At 63.9% G+C, this 4,488-nt stretch carries 4 protein-coding genes; 1 reads left to right on the top strand and 3 read right to left on the bottom strand.

Translation table 11 applies throughout. The features are described from left to right. Positions 1–38 precede the first annotated feature (38 nt). The gene (locus tag QZ281_RS08665; protein ID WP_292227225.1) at positions 39–737 is read right to left on the bottom strand and encodes a YceI family protein; all 699 of its coding nucleotides are present in this window, start codon (positions 735–737) and stop codon (positions 39–41) included. 136 nt (positions 738–873) lie between these two features. Here QZ281_RS08665 and mutL point away from each other — a divergent pair, with 136 nt between their 5' ends. Further along, positions 874–2,763 carry a DNA mismatch repair endonuclease MutL gene (gene mutL / locus QZ281_RS08660; protein WP_292227262.1) on the top strand — a complete coding sequence of 630 codons (1,890 nt, stop codon included), beginning with the start codon at positions 874–876 and terminating at the stop codon, positions 2,761–2,763. A 16-nt stretch (positions 2,764–2,779) separates the two neighbouring features. Here the strand turns inward: mutL and QZ281_RS08655 are convergent, their stop codons facing one another. Together QZ281_RS08655 and QZ281_RS08650 are read right to left on the bottom strand one after the other, a co-directional pair. Further along, positions 2,780–4,078 (bottom strand): surface lipoprotein assembly modifier, encoded by a 1,299-nt coding sequence (locus QZ281_RS08655; protein ID WP_292227222.1) that lies wholly within the window; start codon positions 4,076–4,078, stop codon positions 2,780–2,782. Between the two features lie 41 nt (positions 4,079–4,119). Beyond that, positions 4,120–4,488: transferrin-binding protein-like solute binding protein (locus QZ281_RS08650; protein WP_292227220.1), on the bottom strand; the 369-nt coding region annotated here is incomplete at its 5' end.

The following is a 4,488-nucleotide window of genomic DNA, read 5'->3' as shown; positions in this document are numbered from 1 at the left end:
GGCGGCGAGCCGTTCGACCCGCCGCCCCTATGTTCGTCTTAGTTCGCCGGAGCGGCCGGGGCCGCCTTCTGGATGAACTCGCCGTCGAAGCGGATGGTGACTTCGTCGCCGACCGGGCCGACCGCCATGCCGAAGTCCGAACGCTTGAACGTGCCCTCTGCCGCAAAGCCGACGGCCGGGACCTGGGCAAACGGGTGACGCTCGATCTCGCCGTTGAAGGTGGTCTTCAGCGTGACCGGGTGCGTCTGGCCCAGGAAGGTCAGGTCGCCCGTCACGTCCGCCGTGCGCGCGCCGGTCTGTTTCACCGAGGTCGAGACGAAGCTGATCGACGGGAAGGCCTTGGCGTTCAGGAACTTGACGTTGTTGGCGATGTCATCGCTCCAGCTGGAGAAGCCGGTCGCCGCGTGCGACGCCTTGTAGTCCGCCGGATAGGAGGCGCTGACCGACGCCGGGTCGATCTGGGCCGTGATCTTGGAGTTGGCCAGATTGGCCGGGTCCAGCGTCAGGGTCGCCTCAAGCTTGTCGAAGCGCGCCGTGTAGTGGGAAATCGTATTGTGCAGCACCGACCACTGCAGCGTGGCGTGGGTGGGGTCCAGCGCATAGTCGCCAGCCGGGGCCTTCAGCGTGACCGGCGCTTCTGCGGTGGCGGCAGGTGCAGCGGCAGGGGCCTCGCCCGGACGGTTGCATGCAGCCAGCAGAGCCAGCGCCGACAGGGCGGCGATATGACCAAATTTCATATGGAGCGTTCCTTCAAACGGATTAGTGCGAACTATCTAGTGCGGCCCTGGCGCATTTTGCAACAGTGAATGTTGCCGATTAGAATAATCATTGATCGTGGCGCGAATCCGTCGCCGCGCCTATCTTTCGGGCCTCATGCCCATTCGTCGCCTCTCCCCCGAAACCGTCAATCGCATCGCCGCTGGTGAAGTGGTCGAACGGCCCGCCAGCGCCATCAAGGAACTGGTCGAAAACGCCCTCGACGCGGGCGGGACCAACATCGAGATTCAGGCGGACGGCGGCGGCCTGTCGCGCATCCTGATCACCGACGACGGCAAGGGCATCCCCAAGGCCGAACTGCCGCTGGCCATCGAACGCCACGCCACGTCGAAGCTGGAGCCGGATGACGCGGGCGACGTGGACCTGCTGCGAATTCATACGCTGGGCTTCCGGGGCGAGGCCCTGCCCTCCATCGGCTCGGTCGCGCGCCTGTCGATCACCACCCGCTCACGCGACGAGAATGAGGCCTGGGCCATTCAGGTCGAGGGCGGCGACACCCGCCCCCTGTCGCCCGCCGCCTTCCCCGGTCCGCATGGCGCGCGGGTCGAGGTGCGCGACCTGTTCTACGCCACCCCTGCCCGCCTCAAGTTCATGAAGTCCGAACGGTCCGAGGCCATGGCCATCTCGGAAGAGATCAAGCGTCAGGCCATGGCGCATGAGGCCGTCGCCTGCACCCTGTCGCTAGATGGAAAGGTCACCCTGCGCCTGCCCGCCGAACACCCCGGCGACGAGGGTCGCCTGAAACGCCTGTCCGCCTTGCTGGGTCGCGACTTCGAGGCCAACGCCCTGCTGATCGATCAGGAGCGGGACGGCGTGCGCCTGACCGGCTATGCGGGCCTGCCCACCTATTCACGCGGCAATGCGGCGCACCAGTTCCTGTTCGTCAACGGCCGCCCGGTGAAGGACCGACTGCTGCAAGGCGCCCTGCGCGGGGCCTACGCCGACTTCCTGGCGCGCGACCGCCACCCCGCCGCCGTTCTGTTTCTTGAGATCGATCCGCTGTTCGTCGACGTCAACGTACACCCGGCCAAGGCCGAGGTGCGGTTCCGCGATCCGGCGCTGGTGCGCGGCCTGATCGTCGGCGCCCTGCGCCATGCGCTGCACGCAGCAGGCCACCGCGCCTCCACCACCGTCGCCGCCGACGCCCTGTCGGGGTTCCAGCCCCACACCGGCCTGAACACGGGCGCCGCCTACAGCCCCTCATCGCCCTCCGCCCAAGGCTTCAGCGGCTGGACCGGCTGGTCCCAGCCCGCCGCCGCAGCCCAGATCATCCCCGGCCTCAACGAACGCAGCGCCCGCGTCGAGCCGACGTGGGACGCCCCCTCATGGACCTCGCAACCCGCTCAACCCAACGACCTCGCCACCCGCCACTCACCACTCGCCACCGCCATACAGGACCCCCTCGACTACCCGCTGGGCGCAGCGCGGGGTCAGCTTCACGCCAACTATATCGTCGCCCAGACCCGCGACGGCCTGGTCATCGTGGACCAACACGCCGCGCACGAGCGTCTGGTCTATGAGCGGATGAAGGTCCAGATGGCGCAAGGCTCCGTGACCCGTCAGGCGCTGTTGACGCCCGAGGTGGTCGATCTGGACCCCGCCGAGGCCGAGCGCGTCGCCGCCAAGGCCGATGAACTGGCGGAAATGGGCCTGATCGTCGAGGCCTTCGGCGCAGGCGCCGTTCTGGTGCGCGAGACCCCGGCCCTGCTGGGCGACACCGATGTTCAGGGCCTAATCCGCGACATCGCCGATGATCTGGCCGAACACGGCGCGGCCCTGAGCCTCAAGGAGCGGATGGCCGAGGTCTGCGGCACCATGGCCTGCCACGGCAGCGTCCGCTCAGGCCGCGTCCTGTCCGCCCCCGAAATGAACGCCCTGCTCCGCCAGATGGAAGCCACCCCGCACTCAGGCCAGTGCAACCACGGACGGCCTACATACGTGGAGCTGAAGCTGCACGATCTGGAGAAGTTGTTCGGGAGAAGGTGAGCAGAGCTTCCCGTTTTCAGAAGTCCCGGGTCAGCCCGAACTCAAGTCTCTGTCGTGAATAATCGCCAAGCGACACGTTCGACCACGACCTGGATGCAACGACCTGGACGTAGGGAAAGGCGCCGTGGACGATCAGGTTTCGCTTTGAAAGCCGTAGCGTGAGACCGAGCTCACGATCATCGCGACGGACGCCGAAGACAGTCGATGGTCGCTCATATGCACGACGCCTTACATAGGGCTCGACATAGGCTGATACGCCAAATGGCATGGGCGTGAGCCGACCCGCTGCTATCTGGACGAGGCGGTAATCTGCCTCCGCCCCAAGCAGATCATATGATGCAGTCGTCAAGCTGGCACGCCATAGAGCATTCGGCCCTAGGTAACGCGTACGGTTGAGCTGAAGACCGGCGCTCCAACCATCAAGGTCGTCTACGAGTCTGTTATCGATCCTGTCGATATAGGCCGTGGCGGCAAGTCCCGTCCGCGCGTCCGGATAGACTGCTCCTGAAACGCGAACCCCATGCGCAGTTTCAAAGGGCGCTCCACCCAGGCTGATCTCCCGATACGTCGCTACCGTGCTTATCGAATGCCTGATCCCAGAACGAAATTCAGGACCGATAAATAAATTAAGTTGGTGCTGATCGAAGGTTCGACCTGGCGCGTCCAGAACAAAGAACGATCCGCCGGCCTGAATAGAAAGCGACTCACTAATGGGCCACCTACGCTCGACAGCTACGGCCATCGACGCCGTCACCCCTGACTGCCGCCTCGCGTCTTCCGACAATGTGAAAGGTAGACCGAACAGATCAACGGTTCCGGCGCTCGTGGCGTTATTCAAGTTGCTGTCCGGCGCCACAGAGGCCGTGATCGAGATGCGAAGTTTTCTGGCAGTTTCAATCTCTGCCAGGCGCTCCTGCACGATCTTCCTGCGCACTGGATCTAGCGCCCCCGAAAGCGCCAGACGGTACGACAGTCTCGCAGGCCCCAGGCGACCGGTGGCAAAATGGATTTCTCCGACTTGAAACCGCGCTAACGCATCGTCGCCGTTCGCGGCCATCCAGCCTTCGAGAAGCGACATCGCTTCGTCGTTTCGTCCCAATCGGGCCAGAAGCGCCGCCTTCAGTCGAATACCGTCCGCACTCTCCGAAATGTCTGGTCTCGTGTCCAGGAGCGCCAATGCTGTACGCAGATCACCAGCCGCCAGCGCCTGAGCCAATGACGAGGCGAAATCGCGTACTGGCACGGAAGCGGCTTCAGAAGACTGCTGTGCATCACTCGAGGCCTGAACCTGAGAGGTCTGCGAGATGATGAACAAGAACGCTACGAATTGCGCGCATCGCCGAAACGACTGCGATGTCACTTTGTTCTTAGGCCACCGACCCCGACCAATTTTCCACCGCCGCCGGTCTCATTTAGCGAGAATCCAATCGCTGCCTCAGTGGGCGTGCCCGGACCATAAAAGGCACCAGCGACAGAGCCTGTCATCGCCGACCCGGTAGCAGTACCGGAGAACGACGAACCGGCTATGGTGGCGTTGATATTGAAGTTCAGACTGTGCGGCGGACTCGACGACTCTTTGTTTGCGTCGATCATCCTGAAGTTCGAAGCCGACCCTGTGACGACCCCAGTACCGAAATTCGCAGTCAAGCTCAGATCGCTCACCGTAGCGTAGGTGACGTGCCCCTGAGAATTTCCTCCACGCGGAGCTAGAGTCCGGCCCTTGAA

Origin of the sequence: Brevundimonas sp. (assembly GCF_018608325.1) — a bacterium.
Classification (GTDB): Bacteria; Pseudomonadota; Alphaproteobacteria; order Caulobacterales; family Caulobacteraceae; genus Brevundimonas.
This window is presented reverse-complemented; position numbering and strand designations above follow the sequence as displayed.